Genomic DNA, 15,806 nt, shown 5'->3' on the forward strand with positions numbered 1-15,806 from the left:
CGATCACCACAAACAGAAACGGCGCCCCTTGCGGAGCGCCGTTCATGCCGCGTGAGCGGAAGTCTGACTTACGAAGCCGAGATGTTGACAGCCTTCGGGCCCTTGCCCATGCGATCCGGCTCGGTGTCGAAGGTAACCTGCTGGCCTTCGCGCAGCGACTGGATGCCAGAAGCCTGCAGCGCAGAGATATGGACGAAAACGTCCTTTGCGCCGCCGTCCGGCGTGATGAAACCAAAACCCTTGTCCTGGTTGAAGAATTTTACGGTGCCCTTGGTGGCCATTGGGATCGTCCTTTTCCCTTAGTCTGTGTAGTATCCGCGCCCCCGAGAGGAAGCGGACGGCTTTAGCTTTCGCCCCGATCGATGGGGACGAAGGGTCAGTCGGAGAAGTCACGTACGGGGAAAGAACGTCTACGTAGGCGGGTAGTCCCGCGCCGCCTTCCAAACGGAAGGGATTACCACATCAGTCCAGTCACCGGCATGCAAATGCCCGAGTAAGTCAATTCGTGCCAGCATTTCGGGCAAAAAGCAAGCGGGATTATTGTGGCATGCCCGCATCGATGTCGGGAAATGCCGAAGATTCAGATACTTGACGATGGGTTAGCGGATTCTTGCACGCCTGTGCCATAGCGGGATTCCGTGCCGAAACGGGATGACGGACGGATCTGATAGCCGGGCAGGGATTTCGTGGGGCGGTCGGGGCGGCGGGCACACCGATCAGTGTTCATGGTGAGGCGGATCGCAGAGTCTGCTCTCCAGTGTTCCTCGCGCCGTCTTTGCTCCGCCCTCATCCTTGCGCGTAGCCCACAGGGCGAAGCCTCGAAGGACGGGGGCGGCCACCGGCGCCGTTGCCTTCGATTCTGCATAGGGGCTTTGTGGAATGCGGGTGGGAGGAGCTTCCACGCCCGCCCTCGTGGTTCGAGACGGCCCCTGGGCCTCCTCACAATGAGGGCTCTCTTTGGCGCCTGCGGCTTTTATTCTACAGCCAGTGCAATTGTCCACTCCATCCTCGTCGTAGGCTAGGCCCCAACGGCCGCCCACCTACCGCGCATCCCCCAGCAACCCGCTCAGGCTCCAGGGATTATCACCTTTCTGGTTGGCGATGTCATCGACCTTCCAGCCGCCGTGTTCGCGCACCAAGGTATAGAAGAGCGTCACCTCGTCGCCGTTCTCGAACTCCACCTCCACCTCGGCCTTGTCATCCAGCAGGATCGGTTGGCCGATCCTGACGTCGCTCGCCGCGCCATCCTGACCCGCGATGACGGGATCGAAGTCGATTGCGCCGACATCGCCCTCCGGCGTGTTGTCGAGATCGGTCTGAAGGAGCTTGTTCAGGTGGTCGGAGAAGAAAGTCGAATAGGGCGATGGCGCCTCGGCGTCGCTGTTGTCGGTGTCGTAGCTATAGAGCGCCTTGAGCAGCGCCTTCGGCGTCTTGTAGGTCGCCGCTGATGCGGGCAAGGCTGCGAGCGCCGACAGGGCGAGGGCGAGGATGAATGTGGGCAGGCGCATGCGAACTCTCCTCCGATGAGCGAGGAATCATAGCGGAATCGGGGGGCGAGGTGGAGCGGCATTTTTGGCGGTGGTTACCAGGGATTGGCGCGGCCATCGCTGTTGATGAAAGGCCCCGCGCTTGTTGGGGTTTGGGCGCGTACGCCAGCCTACCCACCTCGCCAATTCCTGTGCTCGTCATAACCAGTGCGCCCAGGTCTCTGGGCGCAGGAGAGTTTCTATCTTGCCACAGAGTCATTCATGGCGCGGAAGCGCCGTGGCTGGATTCTTGTGACAGGCACAGGAATGGGGGAGGAAAGGTGGACCGATCTACCCTCGGCAACGTATCCATAGACGATCAGAACGCCAATCAACTTTGTATAGGGGGCTTGCATAACCGCAAGCCCCACCTCTGTGTTTAAGTCCATCACGATCCAACTCTGCATCGCATGCAATCCGGTCGCGGCTAAATCAACGCCTCATGCGGCAAGCTCGAAACCAACGGCTCGAAGACGTCCTTCACAGCCAGCGTGAAATCGTGGCTGGTGACGTTTCCGGCCGCGTCGTAGGCTTCGGCGGTGAAGGTCAGGCTATGGGTGCTTTCGAAATCGATCGCCGCCTTGGTCTGGATCTTGTTGCCGACGAGCTTAAAGATGCCGTCGGCGTCGTCCGTCAGCCGCCATTTCACCGTGTCGCCTTCAGGATCGACGGCAGTGAGAAGGCCGACCGAGGTGCCGATCGCGACGTTCTCGGAGACTGAGCTGCGCGAGAAGGCGAGATTAACAGGCGCCTTGTTGACCGGCGTCTCGTTGACGTCGAGGACGTTGATCGTGATGTCCTTTTCGACCGTGACCTTGCCGTCCGAAACAGCGATCTTGATTGTGTACGACTTGTCCGTCTCGTAGTCCAGCGCCTTCGAGGTGACGATGCGATTGCCATTGAGCCGGAAATGATCGTCCGCTCCGTTGATCAGCGTATAGGTCAGCGTGTCGCCGTCGGCGTCCTTGGCGCTGAGCAGGCCGACCGTGGTCCAGATCGGGGTACTTTCCAACAGGGAGGTTTTCGAAAGCTGGATATCGGTGGGCGCGCTGTTGCTGCCGTCGGGCGTGAACTTTCCCTTGGCAAAATCGTAGACGCCGTCGGCAAAACGGGCGAATTCAACATCGGTCAGCGTATCCTTGCCCTCCAGGACGCTCGTCAGGATATGGCTGCCATTGTTCAACGCGAAGGAGTAGTTGGCGAAATTGCCTGAGAAGATCGCCGTATCAATGCCCGCACCGCCCAAAAGCACGTCATTGCCGGCGCCGCCTTCAGATCTGTCATTGCCGCCGGTGCCGAAGAAATAGTCGTCGCCGCCGCCGGTCTTGACGTCGATGCCGAAGGCGGTGCCGAAAATGTCGACGTGGCGGTTGGCCAGCTCGTCGGAGAGATCGGCATGGGCGCTGTCCGTCAATGTCAGTGCGAGGACATTGTTCTCGTAGCCTGGCTTGTCGTAAATGACGATCTTGTCGAAGCTTTCGAACTGGGCAGCCGAAGCGAGAACCTCGGCTCCTGCCGTTTCGAGGATTTCGACGTTCTTGATCGTGAAACCGGCAAGCCCGATGGATTCCTGCCCAGGGCCTAAAGTAGGTTTGATGGCCTGCAGCGTGTCCGTGCCCGCGCCGCCATCGATTACTCCGGAAAGCGCGGAAGAGTGCGACTGCAAGTTGATGGCATCATTGCCATCGCCGGCATCAATATCGAAGGCCTCAGGGGCGGTGGACATATTATCGCCATCGGTGATTTTATCGTCGCCCGCGCCGCCTTTAATGACGTCATTTCCGACGCCGCCGAAGATCTGATCGTTGCCATCGCCGCCGGTCAATTTGTCGTTGCCGGCATTGCCGTTGATCGTGTCGTTGCCGCCGCTGCCATCGAAAATATCGTTGCCGTCGGTTCCCGTAAATATGTCGTCACCGCCGCCAGTCTTGACGTCAATACCGGAGACCGTGCCAAATATACTAGCCCGACTGTTTCCAAGCTCGTCGGAAAGATCGACATGGACCTTGTCCGTCAATCTCAAGATGGCGATGGAGGAGCCGAAAGCGTCCTTCGTTCCCGAGATTTTGTCAAAGCTTTCTAACTGCGCGGATGAACCGGTAAAGCCATACTCATTCGTTTCAAGAATTTCGAAATTCTTGATCGTCAGCTGGGCAAACCTGGACACTCGCAGTGTATCAATCCCGGCACCGCCGTCGATCGTCCCGGAAAGCGCCTGAGACGGTGTCTGGAGGGTTACGACATCGTTCCCGTCGCCCGCATCGATGTCGAAGACTTCCGGCGAAGAGCTGGAAAGCTGGCCATCGACGATCGTGTCGTCGCCCTTGCCGCCGATCAACCGGTCATTGCCACCATTGCCATTGATATAATCGTTGCCGTCGCCGGCGTCTAAGATGTCTCTGCCCGCAGTCCCGGTGAGAAGGTCGCGAGCGCTCCCGGTCGTGACGTCGATGCCGGAAACGTTAGGGCCGCCAAAGATGTAGTTTAGCTTGCCTGCCAACTCGTCGGAAAGATCGACATGGGCGCCGTCTGTCAAGACCAGTTGGACGGAAGAATCGGAGCCGGTACCGATGATTTTATCGAAGGATCTGAATTGTGCCGTCGATGCGGTCACGCTGGATGTCGCAGGCTGGAGAATCTCGACGTTCTTGATCGTCAGGCCTGTCAGATCATTGGCTTGCAGCGTGTCGGTGCCGGCCCCGCCGTCTATCGTTCCCGATATCTTGGCGAAAGGGCCGGTGGACAAAATCACTTTGTCGTTGCCATCGCCGGCATCGATATTGAAGGTTTCAGCGACATCGGAAAAATAATCTCCGTCGCTAATCGTGTCATTACCCGCGCCGCCCTTGATGACGTCATTGCCGACGCCGCCGTAAATCTCGTCATTGCCATCGCCGCCATTCAGCGTGTCATTGCCTGCTTCACCATTGAGCAAGTCGTTACCGGCGCCGCCGCTCAGCGTGTCTGCGCCACCACCACTCACTATGGTGTCGTTGCCGGCGCCCGTCGTGATCGTATTGGGGCCGCTCGAGCCCCTGACGATCGCGGAAACCGAGCCCAACTCGTCGGCGAGGTCTGCCAGGCTGGAATCTGAGACGGTGAGGGCGACGGCGGAGAGAGGATTAGCGGCGGAGTAGCGGATAACGTCGTACGCTTCGAACTCAGCGCCGGTCTTGGTAATTGTGGCGCCGTTCGTGTCCAGAATATTCAAGGCCATATATATCTTTCCCCAAAAGATGCGTTGTACTTGGCAATATGAGACATCCCCGAAAGAACTGTTTTATTGCTCGGCGGACGACAACCCCTCGGGGATCTATGCCAATCCCCGATTAAGTTTTCAATGCAAAATTGTGTCTTTTCATTGCTTTTTAATGAAAAGCTAAGGATGAAATACTGGGAAGCGATTTTTAATTAGAGAACTCAAGGCGATACTTGGGTCTCCCAAATAGTATTACCTTTCATTTTTGAGTGAGATGCTCTCGCAAAAATTGTGTTTCAGCGGGTTCTTCGGCGGTGGCGCGGCGCGCGACCTTCCGCGTCACTATCGCAGGTTGTTGCTGGCTTCGACTTGTCCGGCTTTCCGCGCGGGAGGTGTCACTCGAGTTTGATGAGGCCTGCTTCCGTGGGTCTGAAGCCGCAGGCGCGGTAGAGGCCGGTCAGATGCGGCTCGAAATCGACATGCAGCCATTCGGCGCCGCGCTCGCGAGCGAGGTTCGTCGCTTGGCGGACCATGCGCGTCGCGATGCCTTGTCTTCGCATATCAGGATGCACCGATGTATCGAGGATGAAGGCATGGATGCCGCCATCCCATGCGACGTTGACGAAGCCGATGAGCTGGTTGTCGTGGTAGGCGCCGATATGGGTGAGGCTGCGGGAGAGGATGGGGGTGAAATCGCGGTTGTGCGGACTGCCCCAAACGGCGGAAAAGAGCGCGTTCAGTTCCGCGGGCGAGGGGAAGGGGTCGATGCGCAGGTCCAGCATGGGCGGTTCCCTTCCTTCAGCGGGCATGGAGGTCTTCCGGATCAGGGGCGGAGGCGTCATGGGCTCATTCCGTCACAGTGACGAGCCGGCCGTCGCGCCGCCCGAAAATCCTGTCGGAGAGAAGGTCGACGCCGCGGTGTTTCGCCATGTCGATCAGCTGCCGGGCCGTGATCAGCGCGGAGGGCGCTTTTCGGTCGATCACGGCGACCTCGTCGCGCTGGCGCAGGATCAGCAAGGCGCCATCAGGGAAATTCTGATCCACCACCGCCCGGAATTCATCCGTCAGCACGATGGCCGGCGTCAGCGGCGGGTTGTCGTCGATCCGGTAGGCGATCATGTGATCGTTGACCCGTTCGTCCTGGAGCTTCGACATTGCCCGCAGACTATTCCTCTGCGCGGCCTGGCGGATCTCGGCGATGGAGCGCACGCCGAGATCGGCGCGCGAGAGCCCGACCAGGCTCTGCGCCTTGCTTTATCGCCCCGGCCGCCCAGTCTTTCCCTTCGTCCGCCCCTTGCGCTTCTGCTCGCCCGGGTCCTCATAGCTCCCCACGCCCGTCTTCCCGCGCACGACCGGCCGCACGTCGTCGCGCTCCGGCTGCCCTTCGAGCAGCGGTGAAAACCGCTTCGTGCTTTTGGCGGCATCTGGCTTTTCCGGCAGTGCGCCGGTGACCGGCTTTTCGGTTCGGCCGACCGTCATTTCGTCGAGGTCGTTTTTGCGGAAGAGGGTCTTCTTGGCGGGTTCGGTAATGTCGCGGCCCATGTCGTCGAGGTGCGGCTTGCGGAAGAGAGGGGTGGCGGTGTCGGTGCCTGGGCCCATGTCGTCGATTGAGGGTTTGGCGAAGTAGGAGGGCGTGGCCCCCTCATCCGCCCTTTGGGCACCTTCTCCCCGCGGGGGAGAAGGGGACTTGCCGCGGGCTTTTCCTTCCATCGCCTTCGACTCCTCGCGCGCCATCGGGTCGTCCATAACCGCCAGCTCGGCAGCCTTGAGGCGTTTGATTTCGTCGCGAAGGCGGGCGGCTTTTTCGAAGTCGAGGTCGGCGGCGGCGTCGCGCATGCTCTTCTCGAGCGCGTTGAGGTGGGTCTGCAGGTTGTTGCCGACGAGATTGCCGCCATCGGCGAAGCCCTTGCCCGAGACGCCCGAGATATCGGCGCGGACGTGGTCGCGTTCGTAGACGCTGTCGAGGATGTCGGAAATCCTGGCCTTGACCGATTCCGGGGTGATGCCGTGTTCCTGGTTATAGATCATCTGCTTTTCGCGGCGGCGGCTGGTTTCCTCCATCGCTCGCTTCATCGAGCCGGTGACCTGATCGGCATAGAGGATGACCTTGCCGTCGACGTTGCGGGCGGCGCGGCCGATCGTCTGGATCAGCGAGGTTTCCGAGCGCAGGAAGCCTTCCTTGTCGGCGTCGAGGATGGCGACGAAGCCGCATTCGGGAATGTCCAGGCCCTCGCGCAAGAGGTTGATGCCGACGAGCACGTCGAAGGCGCCGAGGCGGAGATCGCGGAGGATCTCGATACGCTCCAGCGTGTCGATGTCGGAGTGCATGTAGCGGACGCGCACGCCCTGCTCATGCAGATATTCGGTCAGGTCCTCGGCCATGCGCTTGGTCAGCACGGTGCAGAGGGTGCGGTAGCCCTTGGCCGATGTCTCGCGGATCTCGCCGAGCACGTCGTCGACCTGGCTGCGGGCCGAGCGGACCTCGACCGGCGGGTCGATCAGGCCGGTCGGGCGGATCACCTGTTCGGCGAAGACGCCGCCTGATTGTTCCATCTCCCAGGCGCCGGGGGTGGCCGAAACGGCGATGGTATCGGGGCGCATGGCGTCCCATTCCTCGAAGCGCAGCGGCCGGTTGTCCATGCAGGAGGGCAGGCGGAAGCCGTATTCGGCCAGCGTCGCCTTGCGCCTGAAGTCGCCCCGGTACATGCCGCCGATCTGCGGCACGGTAACATGGCTTTCGTCGATGAAGACGAGGGCGTTGTCGGGGATATATTCGAACAGCGTCGGCGGCGGATCGCCGGGGTCGCGGCCGGTGAGGTAACGCGAATAGTTTTCGATGCCCTGGCAGGAGCCTGTGGCTTCGAGCATTTCGATATCGTAGCGGGTGCGCTGCTCCAGGCGCTGGGCTTCCAGCAGGCGGCCTGCCTTCTCCAGCTCGGCAAGGCGAAGCCTGAGCTCCTCCTTGATCGACTTGATGGCGCCGTTCAGCGTCGGGCGCGGAGTGACATAGTGCGAATTGGCGTAGATCTTCACCGATTTCAGGTCGCCGACCTTCTGGCCGGTGAGCGGGTCGAACTCGGTGATGGCGTCGATCTCGTCGCCGAACATCGAGATGCGCCAGGCGGCATCCTCCAAGTGGGCGGGGAAGAGTTCGATCGTGTCGCCGCGCACGCGGAAGGAGCCGCGGGTGAAATCCATATCGCGGCGCTTGTATTGCTGGGCGACGAGGTCGGCCAGCAGCTGGCGCTGGTCGAGCCGGTCGCCGACCGACATCTGGAAGGTCATCGCCGTATAGGTCTCGACCGAGCCGATACCATAGATGCAGGAGACCGAGGCGACGATGATGCAATCGTCGCGTTCGAGCAGTGAGCGGGTCGCCGAGTGGCGCATGCGGTCGATCTGCTCGTTGATCGAGCTTTCCTTCTCGATATAGGTATCGGAGCGCGGCACATAGGCTTCCGGCTGGTAATAATCATAGTAGGAAACGAAATATTCCACTGCATTGTCGGGGAAGAAATTCTTGAATTCGGAATAGAGCTGGGCGGCCAGCGTCTTGTTCGGCGCCAGGATGACGGCCGGGCGCTGCGTCGCCTCGATCACCTTGGCCATGGTGAAGGTCTTGCCGGAGCCGGTGACGCCGAGCAGCACCTGGCTGCGGTCGCCATTCTCCAGCCCCTCGACGAGATCGCGGATGGCGGTCGGCTGGTCGCCGGCCGGCTCGTAATCCGACTGCATGCGGATGGCGATGCCGCCTTCGGATTTGTCCGGCCGGGCAGGGCGGTGCGGCGTCCAGATCTTGCCGTTCTTGTGCAGCGGATTGCCGCTCTCGATCAGCGCCGACAGCGCCTCGACCGTGGCGGTGACGGCGGTGCCCGCCTGCAGCGACGAGGCCTCTTCCAGCGTCGTGTCCATGCCGGAAACAGGATTAAGGCCGGCGGCCGCGCGCGTCTTCGGGTCGGTCGAGCCGCCCATGGAGGTGCCGCGCGCACTCTTTGAAGCGCTCACGCTGTCGGCGCTTTGCGCCTTCGCTCCGCGAGGGCCTCGCAACGGCTCGGACGCCCGTTCGGGCTTGCGGCCTTCGGCCGATTTGGCGGCAATTTCGACCTTCTTGCGATGTTTGCCGGCCTTGGAGGCGATCTGGCGCTGTGTCTCGACGCCCGAGGCTTCGGCATCGGCCTCCAGCTGCTTCACCCAATCGGCAACCGAGCCTGAGAGTGGGGCTCCCTCAAAAGACGATTGGGGAGCTTCCTCGAAGCCATTCGGGGCGGGGGATTTCTTCGGAGATCTGGCCATGGCGGGAATATGGAGGGAGTCAGGGCGAAAGTGAAGAGGGAAAGAGTACAAAAGGGAAACGAATGAATCGTTCGGATTTTTGAATAGTGGGGTGGTGGCTCAACGTGCGATATCAAAGAGCCCGCCCCACAATACCAAAGACCCAGCCCCAACCCCTCCCCACAAGGGGGAGGGGCTTAATTTGCGGCACCCGCTTTTCCAATTCCTCAACGTTTCGGAAGAGGCAAGGCGGTGTCGCCGGATTAGCCCCTCCCACCTGTGGGGAGGGGTTGGGGAGGGGTCTTTTTCGACGGTACAAACCGGGCTGATCCCCCATCAAGCCGAACGCTGGTCCGCCGGCCCCTCCAGCCGCGCGAGGTTCAACGCACTGTTGATCAACCCGACATGGCTGAAGGCCTGCGGGAAGTTGCCGAGCATGCGGCGGGCGGCGGGATCATATTCTTCCGCCAGAAGCCCGACATCGTTGCAGATAGAAAGCAGCCGCTCGAACAGGCGCAGCGCATCGTCGCGGCGGCCGATCATGCCGAGGGCGTCGACGAGCCAGAAGCTGCAGGCGAGGAACGCGCCTTCGCCTGGCGGCAGGCCGTCGTCCACCTCCTGCGTTTCGTAGCGCAGCAGCAGGCCATCGCGCAGCAGCTTGCGCTCGATCGCCTCGACTGTCGCGACATAGCGCGGATCATCAGGCGGGATGAAGCCGACCATGCCGAGATGCAGCAGGCTGGCATCAAGCGCCTTGGAGCCGTAGGCCTGCACGAAACAGCCGAGTTCGGGATCGAAAGCCTTCTCGCAAACCTCGGCATGGATGTGATCTGCGAGCGTGCGCCAACGTGCGGCGGCCTCGGGCTCGCCGTCCGCCTCGGCAATCTGGACGGCGCGGTCGAAGGCCACCCAGGCCATGACCTTCGAATAGGTGAAATGCTGGCGCTGGCCGCGCACCTCCCAGATGCCTTCATCGGGCTCCACCCAGATTTTTTCGAGAAAGGGCAGAATGGCCGCCGCCAGTTCGCGTTCGCGGTGATGCGGCGGAAGCCCGCCCTTGCGGGCCTGCAGCATGGCGTCGGCCACCTCGCCGTAGACATCGAGCTGCACCTGTTCGGCAGCGGCATTGCCGATGCGCACGGGTGTCGAGCCCTCGTAGCCACTCAGCCAGGGAACCTGCCATTCCAGCAGGTTTCGCTCGCCGGCGACGCCATACATGATCTGTATCTGCGCCGGCGCGCCGGCGACCGCGCGCAGCAGCCACTTGCGCCAGGCACTGGCTTCCTCGTAATAGCCGAGTTTCATCAGGGCGAGCAGGGTCAGCGTCGCGTCGCGCAGCCAGCAATAGCGGTAGTCCCAGTTGCGCGGCCCGCCGATCTTTTCCGGCAGGGAGGTTGTCGCCGCGGCGACGATGCCACCCGTCGGCATGTAGGTCAGTGCCTTGAGCGTGATGAGCGAGCGTTTGACCTGTTCCGTCCACCGGCCCACTTTCGGGCAGGTCGCGGCAAAGGATTGCCAGAATTCCTCCGTGTCCGGCAGCGCATATTCCACCTGCCGCTGAGCCGGCTGCGGCATATGCGAGGGGGACCAAGTCAGAGTGAAGATCTGGCTCTCGCCAGCGGCAAGCTGGAAGGAGCCGACCGTGCTCAGGCCGCGGCCTTCGAGCGGGACGGCGCAATTCAGGGTTAGCCTGTCCGGGCCGGCAATGGCGGTGATGCCGCCATCCTCGCCATGCGTGACCCAGGGAACGGTTCGGCCGTAATCGAAGCGAAGGTTGAGCTCCATATCGAAGGCGACAGTGCCGCTCTTGCCCTCGACGATGCGCATCAGATCGCTCGTGCTATCGCGAAGCGGCATGAAGTCGATGAGAACGGCGGTGCCGGTCTCTGTCTGAAACTCGGTTTCGAGAATGAGCGTATCGTTGCGGTAGCGGCGCGTGACGCGGACATTTTCACTTGACGGTGACAGCGACCAGAAGCCGTTATCCTCGGCGCCGAGCAGGGCGGCAAAACAGGCGGGGGAATCGAAGCGCGGAAAACAGAGCCAGTCGATCGAGCCGTTCTTCGAGACGAGTGCGGCGGTTTCGCAATCGCCGATGAGCGCGTAGTCCTCAATGGGTACCGACACCGGAGCCTCCTTTGCACAGCAGTCGGGCTTTTAGGTAGAGGCCGTGCGCGGAGGTCAAGCACGGAAACTAACGGGGCGGTCGGCGTGCCGGCTATCATGTAAACTCCGGATATCAATTGGGGGCATGTCAGCAATGCCAATCCGAAACGGGAAGTGTCCCGATAAAAAAAGTCTGTGGTTGAAGGCTCTGCCGGCTCCCGCATTGCGGGCGGTGATGTTACAGCTGCTGCGGGAATTGGGGACCATTCATGAACAAGATCATCATTGCATTCGCGGCCGCCGCGGCAGTGGCCGGCTGCGCCAAACGTCCTGACGCCATCGTCCAGGTCGATATTCCGATGGCGGCCTATACGAACCTCAGTTGCGAGGCGCTCGCAGTGGAACAGAAGAAAGAGAAGGCCAAGCTCGACGACCTGTCCAAGCAGCAGATCAGCGCAGCGAACGGTGATGCTTTTGGTGTCTTCCTCGTCGGCGTCCCCATCGGCAGCGTCGCCGGGGGAGACAAGGAAGGCGAAATTGCCGCGTCCAAAGGTAAGGTTTCGGCCATGCAATCCGCTGGAATGAGCAAGGGCTGCAAGCTGCCCGGCTGACGGCCGGGGCGGCAACCATCAAAATCGGCCCGGCCAAAGTGGGCATTGGCCGGGGCGATCCCGCTTTCAATATCCATTCGCCACCCGTTGTTTCTTCACCCGAAGCTCGACGGCATTCGTGAAATGTCGCGCGGCGATCGTCCGCACCCTCGTATCGGAACCGAAATCGGTCTTCCGCAGTTAGTTTCCTGTGACTTCAGTTTCAGGTGCAACTGCCATTAGCGACCATTCCGCATTCTGGAAAAAAACGATCTCGATCGACCTCGATACCGGCGAACGCCTGGTTCTCCGCTCACCGCAGGATGCGCTTTATGCACTCGTCTCGGACTGGCCGGTCAATGGCGGCGTCCATCAGCAGAGGGCGATCGATTTCTGCCGCGCCTGGCTTGCCGGGCGCATGCCGGCCGAGACGGTGCGGCAGGCCTTCATCCTGGCCGCGTTGGAAGCCGGCGTTACGATCAATGATGATGAAGACGGCGCAGAAGCCTCCGCCTTGAACCCTGCGGTATAGGTGGAGTGACGCTGCTAGATCTGCGCGTCCCGCAGCGCCAACAATGTTTCCTTTCATGTATTGCAAATATTATTCCCGCTGTGTTTGTAGGAAATACGGAGCGTCGCCGCGTTCCGATTCTTTGGGGATTCAACTGAATGAGAATGAAAGTCCTTGCTTGTGCCGCTCTGCTGATACTGGCCGGCTGCAACGCCCCGGTGTCGCAATCCATTGCGGATTCCCAGCGTCCTCCCTCGAATGACGTCCGGCAGAACTTCATCAATATCGTGTTCAAGAGAAGTTATCGGCACGAAGCAGGAGAAGTCGTATGGGCCCGCATTTCCAGCGTGGTGGTGCTTGAACCTGAGAAAAAGATCTATGCTTACTGCGTGCGTTTGGTGCCCAAGCGCGGCTGGGGAGACTGGGCCTACCTCGGCGTCTCCTTCACAGATGGCAAAATATTAGGCGCAACGGTGAATGACGATCGCTGCCGCGACAAGCGGCTGCGCTATTACCCGTTTCCTGAACTGACCGGCATGAAGACCTGACGCAGGGGCGAGGGCTCCGACCGCGCCGCCGCTCAAGGCTTTGTTGAGCGGTGCGCGACAGGCATTTGGTGTCGTTGAGGCGCGGCATCCTGCGACCTTCCTGATGCTGAGGTGCGCAGCCCGCAGGGCGGAGCGTCGAACTACAGGCTGCGACATTGCTGCTTTCAGCCATAGCCTCCGGGAAAGCCGGTCCAACAACTTTGATAGAGGGAGATCCAACTGAATGAAAATCAAAATCCTTGTTTGCGCTGTCCCGCTGGCACTGTCTGGCTGCCAGACTCCGGCGCCGCAGTCCGTTGTCGATTCCCAGCGGCCGCCTTCCAACGCGGTTCGACGCGAATACGTCGACGCTTTGCGTGGAACCATCAAACCGGGGAACTTCGTAAAGGCTGAGATTTCAAGCGTGGTTCTGCTTAATCCGGAAAAGCAGATTTATGCTTATTGCACGCGCACGACGGAACGTGCCAACCCGAACTGGTCCTATATCGGCCTGGGCTTGCAAGACGACATGATATTGTACCTGAAAAAGAACGACCATCGCTGCCACGAGGAACGGCTGCGTTACTATGATTTTCCCGAATTGCGGAATATGAAGTACTGACAAAAGAGGCGAGGCTTCGGAAGCGTTACCTTTCGGCCCTGGGAGAAGATACCGGACTGCGGCCATGCGATGTTGTTTTCAGAAACGCACCGGTGAAACAGCCTCCGGCGGCGTGCTAAGCGGTGCCGCGCACCGCAAAGGCAACGCTCTCGAATCCGCGAGGGCCATCCTCGCTCCCGCCGCCAAGATAGACCGCTCGCATCGCTTCCAACAGACGATCGCGCCTTGCCCTCGGCAAGGCATCGAAATAGGCCGCGAAGGTTCCCTGGCCATAGACCTTTGGAAGCCAAAAGTCATCGAAGCCAGCGTAACGCATCGTGATCGTCAACGTCGTCTCGGCAACATCGGCGAAGCCCGCGTTTTCGAACACCTGACGCAACTCGTCTTCCGCCGTCAGCGGCCGCCTTCCCGTGGGGATGCCCTTGCCTGAGGCTTCGGGCTCGATGGCGCGGACCGTGTCCCAGAACAGGCGCCAGCTCGGCATGCCATCATAAGACCAGACGGCAGCGGCAGCGATGGCGCCCGGTTTCGAGACGCGGCGCATTTCCTGCACGGCCCGGTCGGCATCGGAGACGAAATGCAGCACCAGCAGGGAATAGACGGCGTCGAAAGTCTGGTCTTCATAGGGCAGGGCGCAGACGTCGCCTTGTTGGGCATTGATCCGGGGATCGTCAGTGCGCATGCGCAGGGTGGCCGCGAAGTCTTCCTCGAAATCGATGGCTTCGATGGCTTCCAATTCGGGGTAAGCGGAGAGGGAGAGTGTCAGGCTGCCGGTGCCGCAGCCTGCGTCAAGGACGCGACCACAAGATGGCACGCCTGCGAAATCAACGAAGGGTGCTGCCAGCCGCTGGCTCCAGCGCCCCATGCCGGCCTCATAAGCCTTGGCACCCTTGGCGACGAAAGTGGATGGCATGGGCTTTCCGACACCTCCCGGTCAGTTGACGAAGCAATGCCGTGAGAAAAGGCCTGCAGCGTTGGCAGTCGTTCAGCGCTTGATCAGAACGCTGGCCTGCACCGGCTGCTCGATGCCCTTGAGCACAAGCATGCGGGCTTCGGCGCCTGCGGCGAGATCGGCGGCCTTCGCGGCTGTTTCGGCCGAGATCAGGATCTCCCCGGCTGCGGCGTGGGATTCCAGCCTTGCGGCCTGATTGACGACGCCGCCGATGGCGGTGAAATCGCTGCGGAAGCTCGAGAATTCGCCGATCTGGACCTTGCCGGAATGGATGCCGACGCCGACGCCGAGAGTGCGGCCGGGCAATGCCTCGAGCGCCAGGCCGTTCAGGGCGGCGGCGCAGTTTTGCTGGATCTCCTGTGCGGCCAGGATCGCAGCGCCGGCGTGATCCTTTCTGACGATCGGGAAATTGAAGATCGCCATCAGGCCGTCGCCCATCTGCTTGTTGACGATGCCGTCATGCGCCCAGATTGCCTGCGCGCAGCGATCCTGAAATAGGCTGACGATCCCGCTCAGTTGCACCGCATCGATGCGCTCCGACAGATCCGTGAAGCCCCGGATATCGGCAAACAGGATGGTGGCGTCGACGGTGATCTGGCGCTGCTTCTTGACATATTGGAAGGAGCGTTCGCAGATCGTGCAGATATCCGGATTCATCTTGCTGCGGGTGATGCCGAAGGCGCGGAAGGGAAAGGCGAGGGGGCCGCCGATCGGAATCGGCATATGCATTTGGTCCCAGCAGCCGCGGCAGATCCTGGCGCTGCCGTGCCTGGCTGACTCCCTTGATGAGGCCGTCGTCATATCTCGCAATCCATCGCTTGATAGCTAAACACAAGCTTCCGACATTCGCTTGCTTTTGGCAACTCTGCTGATGGTCTGGAGTGACGATGGATTGAAGTATTTCACCCGGCCCAATCCTTATCGGACACGTCGCCACTAAGTTGAATATCGCCCGGCCAGACGATAGCATCGCCGTGGAACCTCCTGTGGGATATTGTTAACAATACATTAGCTCTCCAGGAAAGACCGGGGATGGAGCGCCGTCTTGCCGCAATCCTGATCGCTGATGTCGGTTACAGTCGATTGAGGCAGATCGACGAAGAGGGCACCCGTGCACGTTTTCAGGCGGACCAGAACGATGTCTTCGAGCCGGCGATCGAACGTCATCACCGCCGGCTGGCCAAGACCATGGGCGATGGTCTGCTGGCCGAATTTCAGAGTGTCGTCGATGCCTTGCGCTGCGCGGTGGAGATTCAGCAGCTGAAAGCCTCGCAGAATGGCGCGGCGTTCCCGGAGCACCGGCTGGAGTTCCGGATCGGCATCAATCTCGGCGATATCATTGTCAAGGGCATGCGCCGTTTTGTCGCGTTTTAGCACGTGTGCAATGCGTAAATAAGGTCGCGCCAATGAACGCGCTCCCGGCCAACACCATTCGCGCGCCAAGGCTGCGACCGACGGTTCCAGGGAATACGGTCACACTTGTTACTCCCACTGTTCGATT

The 15,806-nt window shown here is 60.8% G+C and carries 13 protein-coding genes and 1 pseudogene; 5 read left to right on the plus strand and 9 right to left on the minus strand.

The window, feature by feature from the left end:
- Nucleotides 1-68: 68 nt before the first annotated feature.
- The 7 genes from ACS4RR_RS12085 to ACS4RR_RS12115 all read right to left on the minus strand — a co-directional run bounded on the left by ACS4RR_RS12085 (nucleotide 69) and on the right by ACS4RR_RS12115 (nucleotide 11,124).
- On the minus strand, nucleotides 69-281 hold the full coding sequence (locus ACS4RR_RS12085; protein WP_003540801.1) for a cold-shock protein: 213 nt from the start codon (nucleotides 279-281) through the stop codon (nucleotides 69-71).
- A gap of 759 nt (nucleotides 282-1,040) precedes the next feature.
- Entirely contained in the window at nucleotides 1,041-1,508 is a 468-nt protein-coding gene (locus tag ACS4RR_RS12090) for a DUF3828 domain-containing protein (protein WP_456188828.1), read from the minus strand.
- 445 nt (nucleotides 1,509-1,953) lie between these two features.
- Complete coding sequence (locus tag ACS4RR_RS12095) at nucleotides 1,954-4,743, minus strand: cadherin domain-containing protein (protein ID WP_456188829.1); 2,790 nt, start codon at nucleotides 4,741-4,743, stop codon at nucleotides 1,954-1,956.
- A 377-nt stretch (nucleotides 4,744-5,120) separates the two neighbouring features.
- Nucleotides 5,121-5,507 (minus strand): GNAT family N-acetyltransferase, encoded by a 387-nt coding sequence (locus ACS4RR_RS12100; protein WP_222384135.1) that lies wholly within the window; start codon nucleotides 5,505-5,507, stop codon nucleotides 5,121-5,123.
- A gap of 64 nt (nucleotides 5,508-5,571) precedes the next feature.
- Nucleotides 5,572-5,880 (minus strand): hypothetical protein, encoded by a 309-nt coding sequence (locus ACS4RR_RS12105; protein ID WP_456188830.1) that lies wholly within the window; start codon nucleotides 5,878-5,880, stop codon nucleotides 5,572-5,574.
- 99 nt (nucleotides 5,881-5,979) lie between these two features.
- Nucleotides 5,980-9,018 (minus strand): excinuclease ABC subunit UvrB, encoded by a 3,039-nt coding sequence (gene uvrB, locus ACS4RR_RS12110; protein WP_456188831.1) that lies wholly within the window; start codon nucleotides 9,016-9,018, stop codon nucleotides 5,980-5,982.
- A 315-nt stretch (nucleotides 9,019-9,333) separates the two neighbouring features.
- On the minus strand, nucleotides 9,334-11,124 hold the full coding sequence (locus tag ACS4RR_RS12115; RefSeq protein WP_456188832.1) for a glycoside hydrolase family 15 protein: 1,791 nt from the start codon (nucleotides 11,122-11,124) through the stop codon (nucleotides 9,334-9,336).
- Nucleotides 11,125-11,372: 248 nt separating this feature from the next.
- Here ACS4RR_RS12115 and ACS4RR_RS12120 point away from each other — a divergent pair, with 248 nt between their 5' ends.
- From ACS4RR_RS12120 to ACS4RR_RS12135, 4 genes are all read left to right on the plus strand, one after another.
- Nucleotides 11,373-11,714: a hypothetical protein gene (locus tag ACS4RR_RS12120; protein WP_170255184.1), complete on the plus strand. Its 342-nt coding sequence runs from the start codon at nucleotides 11,373-11,375 to the stop codon at nucleotides 11,712-11,714.
- A 190-nt stretch (nucleotides 11,715-11,904) separates the two neighbouring features.
- The gene (locus ACS4RR_RS12125) at nucleotides 11,905-12,225 is read left to right on the plus strand and encodes a DUF982 domain-containing protein (RefSeq protein ID WP_222384139.1); all 321 of its coding nucleotides are present in this window, start codon (nucleotides 11,905-11,907) and stop codon (nucleotides 12,223-12,225) included.
- Between the two features lie 137 nt (nucleotides 12,226-12,362).
- A complete protein-coding gene (locus ACS4RR_RS12130; protein ID WP_026154197.1) occupies nucleotides 12,363-12,752 on the plus strand; it encodes a hypothetical protein in 390 nt (129 codons plus the stop codon).
- A gap of 223 nt (nucleotides 12,753-12,975) precedes the next feature.
- The gene (locus ACS4RR_RS12135) at nucleotides 12,976-13,353 is read left to right on the plus strand and encodes a rhodanese-like domain-containing protein (protein WP_222384140.1); all 378 of its coding nucleotides are present in this window, start codon (nucleotides 12,976-12,978) and stop codon (nucleotides 13,351-13,353) included.
- A 115-nt stretch (nucleotides 13,354-13,468) separates the two neighbouring features.
- On the opposite strand, the gene ACS4RR_RS12140 is transcribed toward ACS4RR_RS12135, so the two are convergent.
- On the minus strand, nucleotides 13,469-14,266 hold the full coding sequence (locus ACS4RR_RS12140; RefSeq protein ID WP_456188833.1) for a class I SAM-dependent methyltransferase: 798 nt from the start codon (nucleotides 14,264-14,266) through the stop codon (nucleotides 13,469-13,471).
- A gap of 72 nt (nucleotides 14,267-14,338) precedes the next feature.
- Nucleotides 14,339-15,106, minus strand: a complete 768-nt coding sequence (locus ACS4RR_RS12145; protein ID WP_456188834.1) for an adenylate/guanylate cyclase domain-containing protein — start codon at nucleotides 15,104-15,106, stop codon at nucleotides 14,339-14,341.
- A 231-nt stretch (nucleotides 15,107-15,337) separates the two neighbouring features.
- Between ACS4RR_RS12145 and ACS4RR_RS12150 the strand changes: the two are divergent.
- Nucleotides 15,338-15,655: pseudogene (locus ACS4RR_RS12150) on the plus strand (nucleotidyl cyclase domain-containing protein); the annotation flags it as partial.
- Nucleotides 15,656-15,806 lie beyond the last annotated feature (151 nt).

Origin of the sequence: Rhizobium zaerense, from assembly GCF_051810725.1 — a bacterium.
Lineage (GTDB): Bacteria > Pseudomonadota > Alphaproteobacteria > Rhizobiales > Rhizobiaceae > Rhizobium > Rhizobium leguminosarum_I.